Origin of the sequence: Paracoccus sp. R12_2 (assembly GCF_017744015.1) — a bacterium.
Lineage (GTDB): Bacteria > Pseudomonadota > Alphaproteobacteria > Rhodobacterales > Rhodobacteraceae > Paracoccus.
The window spans coordinates 233,150-254,327 of sequence record NZ_JAGHRA010000004.1 but is presented as its reverse complement, the minus strand read 5'-3'; the positions used below and the strand labels follow the sequence as shown (position 1 = coordinate 254,327).

Annotated in this window: 15 protein-coding genes; 4 read left to right on the top strand and 11 right to left on the bottom strand. The window is 63.7% G+C overall.

Going from position 1 to position 21,178, the window contains the following annotated elements:
* Positions 1 to 31 precede the first annotated feature (31 nt).
* The 10 genes from J7359_RS07335 to J7359_RS07290 form a co-directional block, all read right to left on the bottom strand.
* Positions 32 to 1,663, bottom strand: a complete 1,632-nt coding sequence (locus tag J7359_RS07335; protein ID WP_209055969.1) for an FGGY-family carbohydrate kinase — start codon at positions 1,661 to 1,663, stop codon at positions 32 to 34.
* Positions 1,664 to 1,724: 61 nt separating this feature from the next.
* Positions 1,725 to 2,702 carry a ribose ABC transporter permease gene (locus J7359_RS07330; RefSeq protein WP_209055968.1) on the bottom strand — a complete coding sequence of 326 codons (978 nt, stop codon included), beginning with the start codon at positions 2,700 to 2,702 and terminating at the stop codon, positions 1,725 to 1,727.
* On the bottom strand, positions 2,692 to 4,194 hold the full coding sequence (locus J7359_RS07325) for a sugar ABC transporter ATP-binding protein (RefSeq protein ID WP_209055967.1): 1,503 nt from the start codon (positions 4,192 to 4,194) through the stop codon (positions 2,692 to 2,694). Before J7359_RS07325 ends, J7359_RS07330 begins: the two co-directional genes overlap by 11 nt.
* 57 nt (positions 4,195 to 4,251) lie before the next feature.
* Complete coding sequence (locus J7359_RS07320; RefSeq protein ID WP_209055966.1) at positions 4,252 to 5,172, bottom strand: ABC transporter substrate-binding protein; 921 nt, start codon at positions 5,170 to 5,172, stop codon at positions 4,252 to 4,254.
* A 96-nt stretch (positions 5,173 to 5,268) separates the two neighbouring features.
* Entirely contained in the window at positions 5,269 to 6,153 is an 885-nt protein-coding gene (locus tag J7359_RS07315; RefSeq protein WP_209055965.1) for an AraC family transcriptional regulator, read from the bottom strand.
* A 416-nt stretch (positions 6,154 to 6,569) separates the two neighbouring features.
* Positions 6,570 to 7,613 (bottom strand): NAD(P)-dependent alcohol dehydrogenase, encoded by a 1,044-nt coding sequence (locus tag J7359_RS07310; protein ID WP_209055964.1) that lies wholly within the window; start codon positions 7,611 to 7,613, stop codon positions 6,570 to 6,572.
* 188 nt (positions 7,614 to 7,801) lie between these two features.
* Positions 7,802 to 9,670, bottom strand: a complete 1,869-nt coding sequence (locus J7359_RS07305) for a caspase family protein (RefSeq protein WP_247740233.1) — start codon at positions 9,668 to 9,670, stop codon at positions 7,802 to 7,804.
* A 12-nt stretch (positions 9,671 to 9,682) separates the two neighbouring features.
* Positions 9,683 to 11,692, bottom strand: coding sequence for a C1 family peptidase (locus J7359_RS07300; RefSeq protein WP_209055963.1), 2,010 nt, complete (start codon positions 11,690 to 11,692; stop codon positions 9,683 to 9,685).
* 21 nt (positions 11,693 to 11,713) lie between these two features.
* Entirely contained in the window at positions 11,714 to 12,715 is a 1,002-nt protein-coding gene (locus J7359_RS07295) for a hypothetical protein (RefSeq protein WP_209055962.1), read from the bottom strand.
* Positions 12,712 to 14,406: a hypothetical protein gene (locus J7359_RS07290; protein WP_209055961.1), complete on the bottom strand. Its 1,695-nt coding sequence runs from the start codon at positions 14,404 to 14,406 to the stop codon at positions 12,712 to 12,714. Before J7359_RS07290 ends, J7359_RS07295 begins: the two co-directional genes overlap by 4 nt.
* A 494-nt stretch (positions 14,407 to 14,900) precedes the next feature.
* On the opposite strand from J7359_RS07290, the gene J7359_RS07285 reads away from it, so the two are divergent.
* Genes J7359_RS07285 through dhaL form a run of 4 tightly spaced genes read left to right on the top strand, consistent with a single transcriptional unit; the run spans position 14,901 to position 20,193 of the window.
* A complete protein-coding gene (locus tag J7359_RS07285; protein WP_209055960.1) occupies positions 14,901 to 15,845 on the top strand; it encodes a substrate-binding domain-containing protein in 945 nt (314 codons plus the stop codon).
* A gap of 57 nt (positions 15,846 to 15,902) precedes the next feature.
* Positions 15,903 to 17,429: a sugar ABC transporter ATP-binding protein gene (locus J7359_RS07280; RefSeq protein ID WP_209055959.1), complete on the top strand. Its 1,527-nt coding sequence runs from the start codon at positions 15,903 to 15,905 to the stop codon at positions 17,427 to 17,429.
* Positions 17,419 to 18,411 carry an ABC transporter permease gene (locus J7359_RS07275; RefSeq protein WP_209055958.1) on the top strand — a complete coding sequence of 331 codons (993 nt, stop codon included), beginning with the start codon at positions 17,419 to 17,421 and terminating at the stop codon, positions 18,409 to 18,411. The genes J7359_RS07280 and J7359_RS07275 overlap by 11 nt, the downstream gene beginning before the upstream one ends.
* A 21-nt stretch (positions 18,412 to 18,432) precedes the next feature.
* Entirely contained in the window at positions 18,433 to 20,193 is a 1,761-nt protein-coding gene (gene dhaL / locus J7359_RS07270; RefSeq protein ID WP_209055957.1) for a dihydroxyacetone kinase subunit DhaL, read from the top strand.
* 3 nt (positions 20,194 to 20,196) lie between these two features.
* On the opposite strand, the gene J7359_RS07265 is transcribed toward dhaL, so the two are convergent.
* A complete protein-coding gene (locus tag J7359_RS07265; RefSeq protein WP_209055956.1) occupies positions 20,197 to 21,153 on the bottom strand; it encodes a sugar-binding domain-containing protein in 957 nt (318 codons plus the stop codon).
* Positions 21,154 to 21,178 lie beyond the last annotated feature (25 nt).

Below are 21,178 nucleotides of genomic sequence, written 5' to 3'. Positions count from 1 at the left end.
GCGACCCGATTTGCGGTGGGACGCCCGGATGTCATGTCGCCATGGCCTCGGCGATCTTCTGGCGGATCTCGCGCGCCGTGCGCTGCAGCGTCAGGAACGCGTCAAACCGCGCATCCTGAAGCCGCCTGACCCGCCCTTGGGCGGGGACATAGCGATCCTGCACGCGCGCCATGACCGGCATCGCGCTGTGGATATCGTCGAAGCTTCCCGCCGCGACCGCGCCCAGGATGGCCGATCCCAGAAGTACGGGTTCCACGCATTCCGTCGCCTCGACGGGCAGGCCGGTGGCGTCCGCAAGGATCTGGCGGATCAGCGGGTGCTGGCCCGCGCCGCCGCTGATCGCGATACTGTCCACGGGCGCACCGTTCGCGGCCTGCGTCTCGATGATCTGGCGCAGGCCGCACCCAAGGCCGCAGATCCCCGCGACATACAGCGCGATCAGCCCGTCCAGCCCGGTTTCGACGCCCTGTCCGGCAATCACCGCCCGCGCCTGCGGATCGGCGAAGGGCGCACGGTTGCCAAGGAATTCCGGGACCACATGAACCTGCCCGGCCAGCATCACCGCGTCAGAGGCGGCCCCTGCCCGGTCAAGCGCGGTGTCGGCCAGCCATGCCGGCAGCGACATATCCACAGCCTTGGCGCGGGCCTTCGCCTCGGCATGGGCGGGATGCATCGTCACAAGATGATCGATGGCAGCGCCGGCGACCGACTGGCCGCCCTCGTTCAGCCATGCGCCGGGCACCATGGCCGAGAAATAGGGGCCCCAGACGCCCGGCACGAAGGCAGGCTTGGTCGTGGTCGTCATGGTGCAGGACGAGGTGCCGAAGACATATCCCAGACAGCGTGTCGGATCGCCGCCGCCGCCCTGCGCGCCGACCGTTCCGATCCCGCCCGCATGCGCGTCGATCAGGCCCGCACCGACCGCGATGCCGGGAACAAGCGCCATCTGCCGCGCCGCATCCGGGGTCAACCCCTTCCCCAGCGCGGTGCCGGGTTCGACGACCTCGGTGCCGATCCGGGCAAAGCCATCCCGTGCCAGATCGCCCAGCCCGATACCGTGGAAATATTCAGGGTCCCAGCGCCCTTCATGCGCCAGATAGGTCCATTTGCAGGTCACCGTGCAGGTCGAACGCGCAAGGCTGCCGGTCGCCTTCCATGTCAGGAAATCGGTCAGGTCGAAGAAATGCCCCGCAGCATGATAGATGTCGGGCCGGTTTTCCTTCAGCCACAAAAGCTTGGGCGTCTCCATCTCGGGCGAGATGCGGCCGCCCACATACCGCAGCACGTCATGGCCCTGCGCGTTGATCCGTTCGGCCTGCTCGACGGCGCGGTGATCCATCCACACGATGATGTCGCGTTCGGGATGGTCCGGATCGCCCACCGGCAGTGCCGCGCCATCGACGCCCCGCACGACCAGCGAACAGGTCGCGTCGAACCCGATGCCGCGCACGCTGTCCAGCCGGATGCCCGCCTGTGACACCGCCTGCCGGGTCGCGGCGCAGACCGCGTCCCAGACCTGATCGCCGGATTGTTCGGCGATGACGCCCGCGCGGTGCATGTCGACATCGCGCCTGGCGGTGGCAAGCAGATTGCCGGTCCGGTCGAAAACCCCGGCGCGGGCCGAGCCGGTGCCGACATCGATGCCAATGAAATGATCGCTCATCCGCTGAACTCCGGTTGCAAGAAATTCGGGGGCGGCAGGGAGGGGGCCGCCCCCACGGCGACTAGCGCCATTCGCGGCCGATATAGATGGCCAGAAGGATGATGAATCCCTTGATCACGTCCTGCAGATACGGGTTGATACCCATCAGGTTCAGCCCGTTGTTGATGATCCCCAACAGCACCGCTCCGATCAGCGTGCCGATGATCAGGCCGCGCCCGCCCGAGATGGCGGCGCCGCCCAGAACCACCATCGCGATGGCATCCAGTTCGAACGCGACACCTGCGCCGGGCTGGCCACTCATCAGGCGGCCGGTCAAGACGATGGCCGCCATGGCCGAGGTGAAGCCCGAGATCATGAAGACAAACAGCTTGACCCGCTTGGTGTTCACGCCCGACAGGTTCGCTGCCGTCTCGTTTCCGCCGATCGCATAGACGTGGCGCCCGAACGAGGTGCGCTGCAACAGCACCCAGGCCGCGGCGTAAAGCAGCACCATGATGATGATCGGCACCGGCACCCCGGCGATGCGGCCGACGCCGAACCACGACACCCATCCCGGCACCCCGCTGATCGGGTAACCGCCGGAATAGACAAGGCCGAAGCCGCGCGCGATCAGCATGGTTGCCAGCGTCACGATGATCGCGGGCATCTGTCCCCACGCGACCAGCACGCCGTTGAAGACCCCGAACAGCACGCCGACCACGATCATCGCCAGCAACCCGGCGACGCCCGGCATGCCCATGTTCACCATGACCCCGGCCCCCAGCGTACCGCACAGCGCCATGACCGCGCCGACCGACAGGTCGATCCCGCCGGTCAGGATCACGAAGGTCATGCCGATCGCCAGGATGCCGATGATCGACTGCTGCCGCAGGACATTGACGATATTGTCCACGCTGAAGAAATTGTCGCTGGCGAATGCCATGACGGTCGAGACGGCGATCAGGCCGACCAGCGGCAGGATCAGGGGCGAGTGCTTGAGCCCGCCAAGGATGGATTGCCACGCCGATGGCGGCGCTTCGGGTGAAGATTCATGCGACATATCTGACTTTCCCCGTGGTAGCGTGGGTCATGATTTCTTCGGAATTTATGGCATCGCCCTGAACGGTCGCGACGATCGCGCCGCTGCGGAACACGCAGACCCGATCCGACATGCCGATCACCTCGGGCAGTTCGGACGAGATCATGATGATCGAGTATCCGTCCTCGGTCAGGTTGCGCATCAGCTGATAGATCTCGGCCTTGGCGCCGACGTCGATGCCGCGTGTCGGCTCGTCGAAGATCAGGATCGGCGTGCTGTGGTTCAGCCAGCGGGCGATCACGACCTTCTGCTGGTTGCCGCCCGACAGCGTGTCCACGGCGACATTCGGACCCGGAGCCTTGACCTGCACGTCCTTCATCACGCTTCTGGTCGCTTCCAGCTCTTTCTTCAGGTCAAGGAAATACTTCATTGCCCGATACTTGCCGTAATTGTTCACGGACACGTTCTGCATGATCGAGAACGAGGTGATCAGCCCCTGATCCTTGCGGCTTTCGGGCAAAAGGCCGATGCCGCGTTCCAGCGCCTCTTTCGGGTTGGCGGGGCGTTTCGGGTCGCCGTTGATCTCGACCTCGACAACGGCGGCCGGATAGGCGCCCATGATCGACAGCGCGGTTTCTGTGCGCCCGGAACCGACCAGACCGGCGAATCCCAGAATTTCGCCCTGATGCAGTTGGAACGAACTGACGGGACCGTTCTTCCGCAACTGGATATTTTTCGCGTCAATGACCACGCGCCGGTCGGGCAAAGCTGCGGGCTTGGGCGGGAAATTGTTCTCGATCCTGCGTCCGACCATCATTTCGACCAGCCGGTCGGTGTCGATCGCGCTGACCTCGCACGTGCCGACATATTCGCCATCGCGAAGCACCGTGATCCGGTCACAGATCTCGAAGATCTCGTCCAGATGGTGCGAAATAAACACCATCGCGACGCCCTGCTGCCGCAGATCGGCCATCACCTTGAACAGATGTTCGACCTCGCCGGGCGTCAGTGTCGCGGTGGGTTCGTCCAGCACAAGAATGCGCGCATCCAGCGACAGCGCCTTGGCGATCTCGACGAATTGCTGTTCGGCCACGCTGAGATCGGCCACCGGCACGTCAAGCGGCACATCGACGCCCAGCTTGCCCAGAACTTCCCTTGCGCGGGTTCGCATGGCCCTGCGGTTCAGCAGGCCGTAGCTGGTCGTCTTCTCTCTTCCCAGGAAGATGTTCTCGACCGCGGTCAGATAGGGGATGAGGCTGAATTCCTGAAAGACGATCCCGACCCCCGCGGCGATGGCGTCATCGTAATGGGCGAAATCCTGTTCCCTGCCGTCGATGCGGATGGTGCCCTCATCGGCCTTCAGGATGCCGCACAGGATCTTCATCATCGTCGATTTTCCGGCACCGTTTTCGCCCAGAAGGGCGTGCACCTCTCCGGCGCGGACTTCCAGATCGACGCCGTGCAGCACCTTGACCGGCCCGAAGGCCTTTCTGATGCCCCTCATCTCTAGCATGTCACGTCCTCCCATTTCAGCCCGCGCCCGGAACCTCCGGGCGCGGTCGGTCGCAGATTACCAGGAGAAGCCTTCGGCGTTCTCGGCATCGACAACCTTCACGTCGATCGGCACCTCGGTCGGCACGACCTGCGCGCCCCAGTGCTTGGCCAGCGCCATGGCCAGACCGATGCGAACCTGATCGCGCGGGAACTGGGCAGTGGTCTCGATGAACGCCGTGCCCTTGGCGATCGCTTCGACGGCTTCGGGCGCACCATCAACCGAGGTCAGCTTGATGTCCTTGCCCGACCCCTGGATCGCTGCCAGCGCCCCCATCGCGCCGCCATCATTGACCGAGAAGATGCCGGCAAGGTCCGGATGCGACTGGATCATGTTCTCGACCACGCCAAGCGCGACCGAACGGTCCTGACGGCCGTTCTGGGTATCAACCAACGTGATGCCTTCGGCCTCTTCCAGCGCGGCCTTGCAGCCTTCGACACGTTCAAGGATTGGCACGACCGGGATGCCATCGAGGATCGCGACTTCGCCTTCACCCCCCAGCGCCTCGGCCAGGTACTTGCAGGACTGGTACCCCGCGTCGCGGTTCTTGGAACCCACGAAGCTGTCGACCGGTCCGTTGGCGTTGGCGTCCACGGCGACGACGATCGCCCCCGCATCCTTCGCCATCCTGACGGCGGTTTCGATGCCCGCGCTGTCGGTCGGATTGACCAGCAGGATGTCGATGCCCTGTTGCAGCATGTCCTCGACGTCCGAAATCTGCTTGGCGACGTCGTGTCCTGCGTCGGTCACGACCACCTCGGCGCCCAGTTGGGCGGCGGCCTCGTTCAGCGCCTCTTGCATGCTGACGAAATAGGGGTTGTTCATCTCCTGGAACGTCATGCCTATTTTCAGCGGTCCGTCGTCCTGCGCGGCGGCCAATCCGGCCGATGTGGCAAGCGCGAGGGTCGCGATGGATGCGGTTTTCAAGAATGTCTTCATGGGTTCCTCCCGTTGATGAAGATGGCACGTCTTTTCCGCACGCTGCGGACATGCTGCCTGCAACGATGGGAAACTGGTAAAGGGTGAATGGTCGTCCTAGCTGGCCATGCGCACCGTGTTGTTGGCCGCGAATGTTGCCCTGAATTCGGACGGCGACATGTTCTTCAGCTTCAGGAAATGCCGGTTGAAGTTCGACAGGTTCGAGAAGCCGACCTCGAAGCAGATGTCCGCCACCTTGGTGTCGGGGTCGGACAGCAGCATGTGGCAGGCCAGATCGATCCGAAGCTGGTTGCGATAGCGGACCAGCGTCGTGCCGGTATGGCGCTTGAATGACCGCGAGAAGGCGCTTTGGCTCTGGCCGGTCAATTCGGCAAGCTCGGCCTCGCTCAGCGGTTCGTTCAGGTTGTCGCGCAGATGGGCAATAGCGCGGTTCATGTCCGATTCCTCGGCCTTCTCCAGATCCAGGACGAAGCTGAGACTGGCCAGCGTCTGCGCCTGCGGTGCGTTCACCATCAGGTCGAGGATCTCGAAGAAAAGCCCAAGGCGTCGCGTGCCGCGCGCGTCGATCAGGCGACGGATCAAGGGACGGACCGCTTGCGCGGTATCGTCGCCGAACAGGACCCCGCGCCGGCTGCGGTCCAGCAGATGTCGCGCGGCGTCCAGTTCGGGAAAGGTCGCAAGGGCCCCGTCGATGAAACTTTCGGGGAACTGGATGACCTGGGTGCGCTGAGGAACGATCTCGCCGGGGCGGATATCGCTGATCCAGTTCTGCGGCAGGTTCGGTCCGGTCATGATCAGTTGGCCGGGCGCGAATTCGCCGACATGGTCACCGATGTAGAACTTGCCTGACGTGGCGACGACCTGATGGATTTCGTATTCGGGATGATAGTGCCAGCGCACCGTCCGGAAGGGATAGCCATGCTTCCACGCGGCGAAGGATTCGCCTTTCCTGATGTGCACCAGTTCCAGATCGGGTTGCATGATCTCCTCCTTCCCGCGCCGGATCCTGCCCTTGTGGGACCGGTCCTCCTCGTGGCGCCGATTCCCGTTCTAGCACTTGCAACGCCTGCGCCTCCACGACGCCAGCCAGAAATTTATGATACTTTTTTGACACGAACCGCCTGAAATTCATCACCGGCACTCCGCAATTTGCAGATCGCGCACTTGCCGCAGTGCAGAATAAAGTTGCAGGGGCGGACGCTAATGAACGCGTTTCGGGCAAATTCTTGGGCCTCGGCCGGAGGAAAGGAACACCGGCTGTCAGGATAAGTCGCATGTTCGCCTATACTTTTTCCTCGCATTCCGTCGCGACCGGATGGCTGCGCAAAATCAAAGGCCCCGGCGTCGCCACGCCGGGGCCAGTCACATAGTTCCAGGATCGGATGATTTGCGGCCTGTCAGGCTTCGGGCATTCTGATCTGGATCTTCACGTCCGTTTCGCGGGCCTCGACGGCCCGATCAAACGCCGCGACGCTGTCCGCGAAAGGCAGCGTGGCCGAGATCAGCGGCTTCAGATCGACCTTCCCCGCCCCGATCAGCGCGATGGCCCGGTCATAGATATTGGCATAGCGGAACACCGTCTCGACCCGCAATTCCTTGGCCTGCAGGCCCACGATATCGACCGGGACCGGATCGACCGGCATGCCGACCAGCACGATCGCGCCACCCGGGCGCGCAAGTGCCGGCAGACCAAGGATCGCGGGGGCCGCGCCGGAACATTCGAACACCACATCGGCCCCCCAGCCGTCGGTGGCCTCGGCGATCGCCTCGGCAGCCGACTGCTGACGGATATTGATGGTCTCGATGCCGTCATACGCTCCGATGATGTCCAGCTTGGGTTGCGCCAGATCGGCCACATAGACCTTGGCGCAGCCCCCCGCCAGCGCCGCCAGCGCCGTCATCATGCCGATCGGACCGGCACCTGTGACAAGACCGACATCACCCGGCTGGATGCGGGCGCGCAGCGCGCTTTGCATGCCGATGGCGAAGGGTTCGACCATCGCCCCTTCGGCGAAGGACATGGTGTCCGGCAGCTTGAAGGTGAAGGCCGCCGGATGGATCACATGCGGCGTCAGGCAGCCATGCACCGGTGGCGTTGCCCAGAAGGTCACCGCCGGGTCGACGTTGTAGATCCCGAGACGCGAGGCCCGCGAGGTCGGATCGGGGATGCCGGGCTCCATGCAGACCCGGTCGCCCACCTTCAGATGCTGCACATCCGACCCGGTCTGGACAACGATGCCCGACGCCTCGTGGCCCAGGATCATGGGTTCCTGCACGACGAAGGGGCCGATCTTGCCATGCGTGTAGAAATGCACGTCCGAGCCACAGACCCCAACGGTGTGTACGGCGATGCGTACGTCCTGCGGACGCAGTTGATCCGGCAACGCGATGTCGCGCAGCGCCAACTCTCCCTTGCGTTCAAGAACAAGTGCCTCGGCCATTTCAGTTCCTCCCATTCGCGGCGCGTGGTCCGACGGGGTCGGGCCACCAAAACTGCACGCAGCATCGTTGACGGTGGAAAGCCTGTCCCGTCGCGCACGACCTGTAAATCCCCCTCGTCGGGGATCAACGCCAAATTTCGCGGGAACGGAAAAAATCTATCAGCCCCGGCCACGATCCACCGTTCGGTCTAGACCGAGAAAACCAACTGGCTTTCGAAGGATGCATCCTCGGCGCCGACACGCCAGTATTTCGGCGTCTGTTCGGGCGGCATGCGCGACGCGATCCGGTCCATGAGTGCCTTGTATCCATAGATCTGCGGCGAAGCCCCCAGGACTTCCAGCATGGTATCGGTAAAACGCCCGTGCCCGAGGCTTTCGGTCGCCAGCTGGTTGGACTGGCATGCAGAAAGCTGCACCACGCACGCCGCCACCGGATAGTCCAGTTCGCGATTGATGATTGCCGGATCGGGTGCCGCGCCGACGCCTGGCAGACCGCGATAAAAGGCCTCGTTCTTGCGAAAAACGCGTGATGCAGCCCCCAGAGTCATCCGCCGGGCGGTGACTGTCGGTCCTGCGTCCAGCGTCGCGGGCGCCCGGACGACGCTGCCCGAATGGCAGCTGTCGAAGACGGCCAGAACGCGCACGCCTTCGCGGAACTGCGACCACAGCGCGAACAACTCGTCATCGACGAACTGCCCGTCGAACAGGCACAGCGTCTCGTCCAGCCGGTCCATGTCTGGACCGCCCATTTCATCACCGTTGAAATCCGGCAACTGCCCGCCATGCCCCGCATAGGTGAACATGAAGGTCTCGCCGGGTTGCAGGTCGGTCGCGGCCTTGGCCATCGCCTCTTTCAGGGCATCCCGTGTCGCGGCCGCATCGATCAGCAGGATCGGCGCAAAGCCCCGGCTTCCCGCCAGTTCGGCCATGGCTTCGGCGTCCGCGATGCAGAATTCCAACGGCGAAAGCTCGGCCCCGTAATGCGCCGGATCGGCGTTGTTCAGCCCCAGATGCAACGACATCGCGCGCGGGCGATCGGACCGTGACGCACCGCGGCCTCGCGGGCGCGACAACTTGTCGATCTGCGCCGCGAAGATATCGCCTACACGGCGATAGCCGGCATTCTTCGGATGCAGTTCGTCGGACCAGCCCTGCCGTCCCACAACCCCGCGCAGATCCAGGAAATGCACATGCGCATGGCTGCGTGACAATCGCGCAAGAGAGATGTTGAATCGATCCATCATCACCTTGGCGATGGACACCTGCAATTGCGGATCGACGATCCCGCGCGTGGCCATCGGCTGTCCCAGCCAGCGGCCCTTGTCGGGGACCGGATAATCATAGCCGTGGCAGACGACCTGAACCTGCGGGAAACGCTGCGCCACGTCGCGGAAGATCATGTCATAAAGCGCCATGGTCCTGCCGATCAGCTGGTCGAAACTGCTCAGCAGATATTCGGCCGGTTGCAGCGCAGCATCGAACGCCCGCAGATGCGTCGCCAGATTCCCGTTCGCAACCAGATCGTTGCCACCCGCCGACAGCAGCAGGATCGAGGCCTGAGTGGACTGCAACGCCTTTCGATATTCGGCCCTGCGGACCATGTTTTCCAGCGTGTCCCCGCCCGCGCTCAGCGACAGGACGGCATATTTCTCCATCAGCACGTCGATCACGTCCCACAGCTTGAAGGGATACTGGAACCAGCTGTCGCCTTCTTCGACGATCACCGGGCCTGTGTAGTTTCCCTTGGACAGCAGCCGATAGAACCGGCTTTGCCTGCCATTCCGTTCCAGCCAGTTCGCGCCATTCAGGATCAGCGCGCTGCGCGAACGCCCCTCGGCGGTGTCGGGGACATGAACCGTATCGGTATTGATCTCGACCACGGGATCGAAGGCCGCGCCCTGATCCTCGGCGACGCGGAAATAGGGTTCCAGATCGCCGGGCGCGGTGGCCGGATCGGCGACCATCTCGGCCAGTTGCTCCAGCGTCAGCTTGCCGTCCGGGCCGCCGGCAGCAGCCTCACGAGGCTTGCCGTTCGAGGGTTTCTTCGCGCGCGCCATGGCGTTGTCCTTTCACTGCTTCGCGCCGGCCTCACCGATCCTGGCAAGATGGCGCAGGATCATCGTGTGACAGGCAAGGTTGATACTGACTTCGTGATATTCATAGCGCCGCCGTCCGGGCACACGCGGGCGGATCGGCCCGATGCGCAATCCCTGCAACGCGCCGCCGGCACCACATAGCTGCGCAATGCCGGATCGCTGGCGCGACATGCCGACAAGCCGGGCATCGCGCGGCCGCCCCTGGAAACTGTACAGGACAAGATCCAACATCGAACCCGCATAGTGGTCGATGGACAGCCGTTCCTCGAACGGCCGTGTCGGAACCCACAGCGTCGCCCGCCCCGGTTTGAGGACCGACAGCCCACGGATCAGAGGTCCGAACGCCGACTGGAAACGCGGGGCTTCCATCACGGGCGCAATCAGATCGATCGAGGCGACGGCCGCATGGAATCGTTCGGCCAGTTTCTTGCGGCGGCGGTTTTCGGCGGCGTTGCCGGTGTCCGAGTTCAAAGACTCGAGATATTCTGCCATCAGCAGGGCGCCGGCACCTTCGATCACCAGATGCAGCGGCGTGCGGGCTGCGGCGAAGCGGTCGAATATCTCGGCCGCCGCGCCATCGGTTCCCTTTGTGACATGGCGACCGGCGGTTCTTGCGGCACGCTCGATCTCGCGCCAGAACGCGCGGCCGATTCCGGCGGTGACCTTTTCGATCTCGGCGTTCAGGCGGTCGCTGTGCGGTCCGACCCGCTGCACCGCAGTCGAGAACAGATGGGTCAGCACCGGTGTCGCGCTTTCGATCAGATCGTTGCACCACAGGACGGCATAGGGATACATGTCGCAGATGTCCTCGACGCATTGGCGCCGACGCGCCTCGAAGTCGAAAGCATCCTTCATCCCCATCAGCGAGCCGCTGACCGACAGCAGCACCGGCTTGCGATCGCGTTTGCTGCGCTTGCGCAATCGGTCGGTCGTCTGGGCGACATAGTCGCGAGAGGTCGCGTAGCTGCCGCGTTCGACATGCACACCGTCGTCAAGATGGGCAAAATGGCCAAGCAACTGATGGCAGGCGGTGGACCCCGCGCGGATATCGGCGCCACCGAAACTGATGCCCTGGTCGCCCACGGAATACTGGAACGCCTCGGGCGCAGGGACGCCCAGGCGCAGCACCCAGGCATCCATCACGTTGCGCGCCCAGTCCTCGTATTTCCAAAGCGCGATCCCCGGGCGGTCGCGAAACCCGCCCCAATCGGCGCCCCAGGAATTCAGCACCAGGAACCCCTCGGAGGTGTAGCCGAGGATCACGAAGGCATGCGCGCCAAGGCCGCGGGATGACACCGGAATACGGCCGCGCCGGTCGGCGGATGCGACAGAGAACGCCGACACGGCGTCGTCTTGCCACCCCGCGTGGATTTCGGCCGAAACAAGAATGCCGTCCGCCTCGACGAGGGCGTTGTGATAATCGTTGAGGATCGGGCGGACGCGGTAATACGCCCCCAGCGTCACACCCCGCGCCGATTTGAACCTTTCGACCTCGGACGGCAGATCATCTGCGGCGGCCTGCGCGACCGGGTCCGGCCACATCCTGTCCGGGCAGCAGCCGAAATGATAGAACCCCTTGACCGCCGAGCGCAGCGACTGAACGCCGGTGTCGGCGCTGGTCTCGCGCCCCTCGATCCGCCGCGCCATCAGATACAGCATCTGCGGCGATACCGGGTCCGCATTCGCAACATTTGCGCGTCGGCGGTGAATGTCGATCAGGTTGGCAAGGGCCTGCCCGACGCAGGTGCCCGCATCGCCCTGATTGCGGATCGGATAGGACGGGCAACCGTCGGCAGGACACGCTGCGGCGGCGAACCCGCCCGGATCGGCCTCGGGCGACAGAAGGCGCAGCGTCGGGGTATAGATCTGATCGCGCAAATCGGACGGATCGCGGGACAATCCGCTGTGCCAGCCAGCGGTGCGTCTGCCGGCCCTTTGACCGGCGGGCTGCCCTGTCGATCCGATCAACGCCCCATCATTCATCCACACCCCCCCTGCATCCGGTCACGGCCCGTAAAGGCTCCAGAAAAAAAGGCGCAGCTTGTCGCTGCGCCGATAGCCTTCGAAATTCGCCTCGAATGCCTCGTCCAGCAGCGATGGCTGCGACAGGACAAGTTCGGACAGCACCCGCGAAAAGGTCATCAGCAGCCGCGCCTTGTCGATGCCGACGCTGTCGGCATTGCGCATGAACAAAACATAGCGATCATCGCTGTAGGTCGTCGTCGCGGGCTCGGGCTTGCAGTCGGGGTCGCCATATATAAGCAGGGCCCGGTTCACGATTTCCAGGTCGCCGACATAGTACTGAAGCGGGTTGGAATCGCCCGATGGTGCCGCGCAGAAAGCCTTGACCGCGTCCTTGTGGGTGGGCGACAGGTGAACCTTCTCGTTGCCGTCCGCGGCCGCGCCGGGATTATACAGATAGCTCAGCAGATCATCGCGAAAGCTTGGCCATTCCCCCGCGTCCAGAATCCGCCGGATTCCGTGATCGATGGCCGTGGTGCTGCCAACGACATTGATGCGGAAGTTGCCGGAGCCGGTATTCTGGTTTCTTTCCCGCTTTCTTGCGGCATAGCCGACCCCCGAAAGATAAAGCGGCAGCGAGGCGGTGTGGTCGCTCAGACGATCGCGTGTCGCCGTGGCGGGATCGCATAGAAGGTCGATCGAAGGATCGCCGCCGCCGGGCATTTCTCGCAGCATCTGGAAACGGGATCCCGCCGTCACCTCGACCGGCACGACATTGAAGGCCGGCTGGTCGTTCCGGTCGCGCATCACTTCCAGCACCCGGTCGCAGATATAGACGATATAGCCCGAATATCCTGCGTCCCCCAACGGACCGGTGCCCTTGCCGGATGACACAAGCATCTGATCGGGCCGGTATGAAAAAGGCGGCGCATCGGCCCGAACCCCGACATACAGAGTCGGCAATTCCGGCTGTGCAGTATCGTCGGCGGGCTGCGCGCAGGCGGGCGCCGCGATCAGCGCCAGGATCGCAAGGGCGGCCTTCATCCCTCACCTGCCACGGCGGCCGCCGCCAGATGCTTGCGCTTTTCCGACATCTCAAGAAGACCGGCGTAAGAGATCAGGAAGATCGCCAGCGGCATCAACAGGAACAGCGCCTCGCGCAGATACCAGATGGCCCACGCCCATCCCTCTTGCGCCGAGGTGAAATTCGGAACTGCGATCAGCACACAGATCAATGCCAACACCACCGCGGGCACCAGCGCGGCCAGCGTGACAAGGATGGTGCGGCTGGCAATCAAATTGTCATGCTGGTCGGTGGCGATCAGAACACCCAGCGACACACAGGCACCAAGCGGCGCAAAAAACAGCAGATAGCGCCATTTGTCCTGAAGAAAGTCGCGCATCTGATCCATCGTGGCGACATAGCCGAAGGCAAGATCCTGCAGCAGCAGCGCCAGTCCGACGAAGGCCATGCCGACGACGCCGGGCAGCACGACCGTCCCGACAAGACGCGAAACGGGTGGAAATCGTGGGTTCCACGCGGCCCATTTGCCCTGTTCGCGCCGAATATCGCGGATCAGCAGCGCGAAGAACCCGCTGAAGAAACTCAAGGTGGCCCCGGTGATCGCAAGTCCGATCGACTGCGTGACGATGGATTTCAGGACATCCGGCGGGAACACCCCAAGGCCCAGAACAAAGCGCACGAAAAGCCAGTAGATGAACGATGCCGCAAGGAAGGATCCCATTGCACAGGCTAGCGTCGCCCCCAGCAATGCGTCGGCATTCGCCTCTTCGTTGCTGCGCAGATGACCGTTCAGACGCCCGTAAAGCCGGTCGCGCGGGTTGTTGGGCTGGGCGGGCAGTGCCGTCAGTGATCTGCCGTTCCGAATGAACTGGACCGCGAAGATCGCCTTCATGTTCTCGCACAGATCGACCGCGGCCTGGTAGAATCTGGTCTGCGCCTCGGGGCTGTCCGTCTTCAGGCCGTCCAGATCCTCGCACAGTTTCTCGTAGGATTTGACCAGAAGATCGTGCACGTCGGAAAGCGATTCGGTCGTCGCGGTGCTGAAGAAACGGTACCGGCCAGCGCCGATCACCGCCGCATGCAGCACGTCGATCTGCTTCAGAAACCCGCGCAGATCCTGTCGGTCCGACGGCGTGTTCCAACCGGTTCCATCGGGAAAGCGATGATCGAATCCCGACAACAACCGGAACCTGTCACGCGCCGGCGCTGCGGAATCCAGGTAATCGGGAAACTCGAACCGGTCCAGATCCTCGACAATTCGGAAAACGCCATTCGGGATATTGGCAGCGCGATGCGCGACGCTGCGAATGAATCTTTCCAATGGGGCCAGAACCCCCGACACCATCGCCACCATGATTAGCGTCGCGATATAGAACGGCTTGCCGAAGTTCAGCCCGTTCACGGTCAGGGAATTATCCGGAAGAAAGCTGCTGCCGGTCGGACCCGCATGCTCGCCCGAAAGTGCGACGAACATCTGAAGCAGCCGTTCGGATCCAAGCAGACCAGCATAGATCAGCAGATAGATGCCCACATAGAATGCCGCACCCCGGACCCGTTCCCCCAGCGTGCACAGCGCGCCGATCTCGACCCCGCGCAGGATCGAGAAGCGATCGAAAGCAACGCTTTTGCCGGGTTTGCGAAACTGTTGAACCGACTCGACCGTCAACACGATCGCTCCGGCCAGACAAGCTGCCAGATATGCGGGGTTCATGGTTTCTGTCTCAGATGCAGGTCTGCACTTCGGGATTGCACGGCCCGGCCCCGATCCGCGCCTGAGACGGTTGCGGCGGAACGGTCAGGACGACGAAAACCAAGACCCACGGGATCAGGTAAAACATTTGCATGGCAGCACCTTTTAAAGACCTAATCATATTATAATAGAAAATGGTTTATTTACAGACTTATTGTGCGGCGCCAAATCAATATCTCGGATGAAAACTATATTCCATCGCAATATCTCGGCGCGCCCCAAACACCTGCCGACTTCGATTGATATCCTGGAATGATGCAACCCGTGCGCGATTCGCGTCGCCGCAGGTCGTCCCGCATGCGCGGTGTCGCACAAGGCCCTCCTCGCGCCGCGCAGCATTTATACTTGTAATTTCTATATTACAATTGTATCAGGATGCCCGTGCGGTGCGCCAAGCCGATGCCGCCAACAGGAGGAGCGCCCTGATCGGGCGCATGTATCTGGGAGGAATATCCATGAGGAAACTGGCCGCCATGCTGGCCGGTGTGGCCCTTGCCATGCCCTTGGCCGCCGCCGCGCAAGACGCCGCCGGCACCGCCAAGAAGGACAGCTATCGCTTTCTGATCGTGCCGAAGGTCGTCCATCCGTGGTTCGACAAGGTGAATGACGGCGCCCAGATGGCCGCCGAGGCGCTGCAGGCGCAGACCGGCGCCGATATCGAAATCGTCTATTCCGCGCCACAGACCGCGGATGTCGTGCAGCAGGTGCAGATCGTGGAAAGCGCGATCTCGACCCGCCCGGACGGCATCGCCATCGACCTTCTGGATCCGTCCGGCAATCGCGGTTCGCTGGAAGCCGCGCAGGGTCAGGACATTCCGCTGGTGATCTTTGATTCGGTTCCGCCCGAGGGCATGGACATCCCCTATATCGGATCGGATTTCTGCGAGCAGGCCAAGATCGCCTCGCGCCGGCTGGTCGAGGTTCTGGGCGGCGAAGGCGAGGTCGCGATCATGATGGGCGTGCCCACCGCACCGAACCATTCGATCCGCGCAGAATGCCACCGCGAGGTGTTTGCCGAACACGAGGGCATCACCGTCGTGGCCGAAGGCATCGACAATGATAGCATCGAGATCGCCCAACAGCAGGCCGCTGCGATCATGCAGGCCAATCCCGACCTGAAGGGCTGGGTCGCATCGGACGCCGCCGGTCCCATCGGCATCGGGCAGGCGATCGTCGAGGCTGGCAAGGAAGATCAGGTCACGCTGGTCGGGTTGGACAACCTGCCCGAGATGCTGGACATGATCCGTTCCGGCGTGGCCGACAGTTCCTCGGCCTCGCAGCCCGAATTGCAGGGTTACTGGTCGGTGATGCTGCTTTGGGCACAGGCCACCGGTGCGCCGGTTCCGGATTACCTCGACACCGGAAACGCCTTCTTGACCAAGGACAACGTGGACGGCTGAACGATCCCGTCGCGGCCGGCGCAGACCCGGCCGCGACCAACAGCCGTGGGAGGAAACATGGCCTATCTGGAGGCACGCGGCCTTGGTCGGGATTTTCCCGGTGTGACCGCGCTGAACGAGGTCGATCTTTCGGTCGAACTTGGACGGACCCATATTCTGGCCGGCGAGAATGGCGCCGGAAAATCGACGCTGGTCAAGATCCTGACCGGTTCCGACCGCGCAACACGCGGCAGCATCGCGATCGACGGGCAGGACCCGCTGGACCATCCCGACCTGTTTCGCAACATCGCCTATGTGCCGCAGGAACTGTCGCTGTTCGCCGATGTCAGCGTGGCCGAGAACCTGTTCATGCCCTTTGACCGCACCGGCCATGGCGGCATCGTCAATCGCCGCCACATGGAGGCCGAGGCACAGACCTATCTGGACCGTTTCGGAATCGACGCGAAGCCATCCGATCTGGTTCGCCATATCTCGGTCCCTGATCAGCAATTGCTGCAGATTGCGCGGGCATCCACGAATCAGGACATGAAGGTGCTGATCCTGGACGAGCCGACCTCGGCCCTGACCGCGCGAGAGGTTCAGCGCGTCTTCAAGGTGATCCGCGGATTTCTGGATCGCGATCACGCCATCGTCTTCATCTCGCACAAGATGGAAGAGGTGTTCGAGATCGGCGACGACTACACGGTTCTGCGCAACGGCAAGAAGGTCGATGCGGGCCGCGTCACCGAGATCGACGAGCCGGGGTTGATCCGCGCCATGTCGGGCCGCGAGGTGGCGATAGACCAACATTTCCGTCCCGCCTGCCCCGTCACCGACACGGTCATGACGGTCGAGAACCTGTCCGGGCACATGTTCGACGATGTCAGCTTCGATCTGAAACGCGGCGAGATCCTTGGCCTTGCCGGGCTTGTCGGGGCGGGACGGTCGGAACTGATGCAAAGCATTTTCGGCTTTCGCAAGGCGACCGCAGGCCGGGTGCAGGTCGAGGGGCGCGACTGGCGCCTGCATGACACCGCATCGTCGGTCGCGGGCGGGATGCTGTATCTGTCCGAGGAACGCAAGCAACACGGGATCTTCCCGCTACTGTCTCTGCGCGAGAATATCGGATTGTCGGTGCTGTCTCTGACCTCGGGCGCGGCAGGCATCGATTTTGGCATGGAGCGCGGGCTTGTCCGGCGCGTGATCGACGATTACGGGATCAAGGCCTCAGGTCCCGGTCAGCGCATCTCGAACCTGTCGGGCGGCAATCAGCAAAAGGCGATCATCGGCCGGGCCATGGCCACGACGCCACGCATCCTGATCTTCGACGAGCCGACCAAGGGCATCGACATCCGCACCAAGGCCGAGATCTACCGGATCATGAAGCAACTGGCCGAAGACGGGGTGGGCATCATCCTTATCTCATCGGAAATGACCGAGCTGCGCCGCTGTGCCAGCCGGATCCTGACCATGCATGGTGGGCGCATCACCGGCGATTTCGACGCCGCGACCACCGATACCGAAACTCTGGTCGGGGCGATCTTCGCCACCGGCACCGGGTCCGAACAGGCCCGCGAAGACGCAGAGGCTTCCCATGTCCACTGATACAACCGCGCAGGCGCGCGCGCCCTCGGCGCTGGCCATTCTGATCCGCAACCCGCTGGCCGGTGTCTTCGTGGCGCTGACGGTGATCTTTGCGATCTCGGCGCTGATCTCTCCCTACTTCCTGACCGGCTACAACATGTCGGTCATTGCCCGCGGGCTGGCGTTCGTCGGGCTTGTGACCATCGCGCAGTCATCGCTGATGATCCTGGGCGAACTGGACCTGTCGCTTGGCACCATCGGCGGGCTGTGTGGCGTCGTGTCGGGAATGTTGATGGTTCAGGCCGGACTGCCTTGGGGCGTCGCCCTGGTTCTGGCGCTGATGCTGGGCATGGTCCTTGGCTTTGTGAACGGCTTTCTGGTCACCTCGCTGGGGCTGCATTCGCTGGTCCTGACCATCGGCACGGCCGGAATCTATGGCGGCGCCATTCTGGTGCTGACCAAGGGCGTGGCGATCACCGGCATTCCGCAGGGCATCCAGTTCCTGGGCCGTGGCGATGTGCTGGGCCTGCCGGTGCCGTTCCTGATCATGCTGGTGGTTCTGGCCATCGCCCTGTTCCTGACGCTGAAGACGCCGATGGGCCGCTATATGTATGCCATCGGCAACAACGCGGCGGCGGCGCGGATGCTGGGCATTCGCGTGGACCGGATCCGTTTGCTGGTGTTCACCTTCGCCGGGATGCTGTCGGCGCTGGCCGGGCTGTTGATGGTGGCGCGGCTGGGAACCGCCCAGCCCTCGATCGGGCAGACCTGGGTGCTTGCGCCCATCGCTGCCGCCGTGATCGGCGGGGTTGCCACGACCGGTGGCATCGGCTCACCCCTTGGTGCGATCTTCGGCGCGGGCATCATCGCCATCATCGAGAACATCATCGTGCTGTTCGGCGTCTCTCCCTATTGGCAGGGCGTCGTATCCGGTGCGATCGTCGTTCTGGCGATCTCGTTCGACGCGCTGTCGCGCCGCTATCTTCGCCGTGACGGCGCCTGACCTGACGAAGTGGAATTTCCCATGACCAAGACAAAGAAACTGATCAACGCGCCCGAGGACATCATCCCGCAACTGATCCGCGGCATGGTCGCCGCGCATCCCGACATGCTGACGGTGGAAGGTGGCACCGGCCGCGCCATCGTCGCGGTGGACGGGCCGCGCGACGGCAAGGTCGGCATTGTCGTCGGCGGCGGTTCGGGCCATGAACCCGCCTTCGCAGGCTATGTCGGACGGGGACTTGCCGATGCGGCGGCGGTCGGCAACATCTTTGCCTCGCCCTCGCCCGAGCAGATCCTTGACGCCGCGCGCGCATCCGATGGCGGTGCAGGCGTCCTGTTCCTTTACGGGAACTACACCGGCGACGTGATGAACTTTACGATGGCCGCCGAAGAGCTGGAGGCCGCAGGAACCCGCGTCCGTCAGGTGCAGGTCGCCGATGACGTGGCCTCGGCCCCAAGGGATCGCCGCAGCGAACGTCGCGGGATCGCCGGCGATTTCTTCGTCTTCAAGATCGCCGGTGCCGCCGCCGATCTGGGCGAGCCGCTGGCGCGGGTCGAGGCGCTGGCACAGAAGGCCAATGATGCGACCCTGTCCATGGGCGTTGCACTGGGTGCCTGTTCCCTGCCCCAGACCGGCAAGCCGAATTTCGAGATCGGCGATGACGAAATGGAAATCGGCATGGGCCTGCACGGCGAACCCGGCATCCGCCGCGAGAAGCTGGCCCCCGCCGATCAGGTTACCGACGAATTGCTGGATGCGATCCTGACCGAAATGACTCCGGCCACGGGTGACCGGGTGGCCGTTCTGGTCAATGGGCTGGGATCGACATCGCTTGTCGAACTTTACATCATCTTCGACCGGCTGAAGCAGGTGCTGGACCAGCGCGGGGTCCAGATCCACCATTCATGGGTCGGCGAATACGCAACCTCGTTGGAAATGGCGGGCGCTTCGATCACGCTGATGAAGCTGGACGACGAACTGACGCAGCTTCTTGACCATCCCTGCCGGACACCGGCGCTGACCGTGGGCGCCGTCGAGGGAGCGTCGGCGGGCAGTGCGCGATCCGCACGCAAGACGGCACAGGCCACAGATGCGCCGGCCAAGGCGCAGGCCATGACCGACCTCAAGCGTGACGGCGCGATTACCCCGGCGATCTTCCGGGCCATGATGCATCGCGCCGGGGATGACATCATCGCGGAACGTGACTGGCTGTCGGAACTGGACGGCGTCATCGGCGACGGCGACCACGGCGTGACCATGGAAATCGGCTGGAAGGCAGTTCAGGGCGCGCTGTCCAACGCCCCCGACAACGAAACAATCGAAGGCAGCTGCAAGCGGATGGCCAAGGCGTTTCTGGATGCCGTGGGCGCCTCGTCGGGGCCGCTCTATGCGACCGCCTTCCTGCGCGCGGGTGCAGCGGTCAGCGACCGGCTGAACCTTGACCCGGCTGCGCTGGCGGCATGGCTGGCGGCGGCCCTGCAGGGAGTTCGCGACCGGGGTCGGGCCGAGCCGGGCGACAAGACCATGATCGACGCCTGGGTCCCGGCGGTCGATCGCGCGCAGCAGGCAGCCCTGTCGGGAACCGAGCGTGACGTGATGATGGCCGCCCGCGACGGCGCCGAGCAGGGAATGAAAGCCACCGCCGACCTGGAATCGCGGCGGGGCCGGTCGGCCAAGCTGGGCGCGCGTTCGATCGGGCATATCGATCCGGGCGCGGCCTCGACATGGGTCATCCTGCGGGCAATGGCTGCCGAGCTGGAAGAAGCAAAGACGACGGCCTGAGCCTTACCGTGGCCCCGCCATCAGGGCGCGGGCCACGGATTCGTTGGTGACCAGCCTGTTCACATATCCCGCGCGCAGGATGGCGCGGATGATCTGCACCTTCTCGATCCCGCCGGAAACCAGCATCGACATCGGCTTCAGCTTCAGTTTGTCGGGGCTGAGCGCGATGATCGACTCGTTCAGGAAATGATCGACGGGCCGACCATGCGAGTCCAGAAAGCAGCCCAGAAACTCGCCCACCGCGCCACGCCTGACCACATCGTCCAGATGATCCTTGACCACCCTGATCTGGGTCAGCGTCGTGTCTTCGGCCAAAGGTCCGCACGAGGTGATGCCCAGATCGGCGATCTCGGTGCGGGCCAGCACATCGGTCAACTCGTCGATCAGCAGCAGCGTTTCCCGGCTTTCGGGCGACGCGCAATACAGCGGCGCGGTCAGATAGTGGCATTCGACGCCCAGCTTGCGCGCAAAGCTGGTCGCGACCTCGAACGTGTTGGTCCCCGATGACCGCGTGACCCCGCCGGTCAGCCCGACCACCCAGCTGTCGGCATGCGGTCGTGCGTTCAGCCTGCGGACCGCGAAGCTGAGCGTTCGGCCCGTCGCGATGCCGATGCCCAGGTCGCGCCCCTCGATCAGCGCGGCGGCCATCGCCCCCGCCGCCTCGCCGATGACCCGCTTCTGTTCCAGATAGTCCGGGACATCCGGCACCACCAGGACGTCGGCCAGGCCATAGCGCCCGGCGACCGCCTCGGCCAGGGCGATGCAGTCGCTCAGCGGCAGCGTGACCTCGATCCGCACCGCGCCATCCTCGCGCACCTGCCCGATGATCTTGTTCACCCGCAGGCGGGTCATGTTCATCCGCTCGGCGATCTGCTGCTGGGTCAGTCCGCCGACAAAATAGAACCAGGCCACACGGGCGCGCTCCAACTGTTCCGGCAGGGCTTCGATCGGGTCGTCCATGGTCGCTTCATCTGCATGGCCGGAA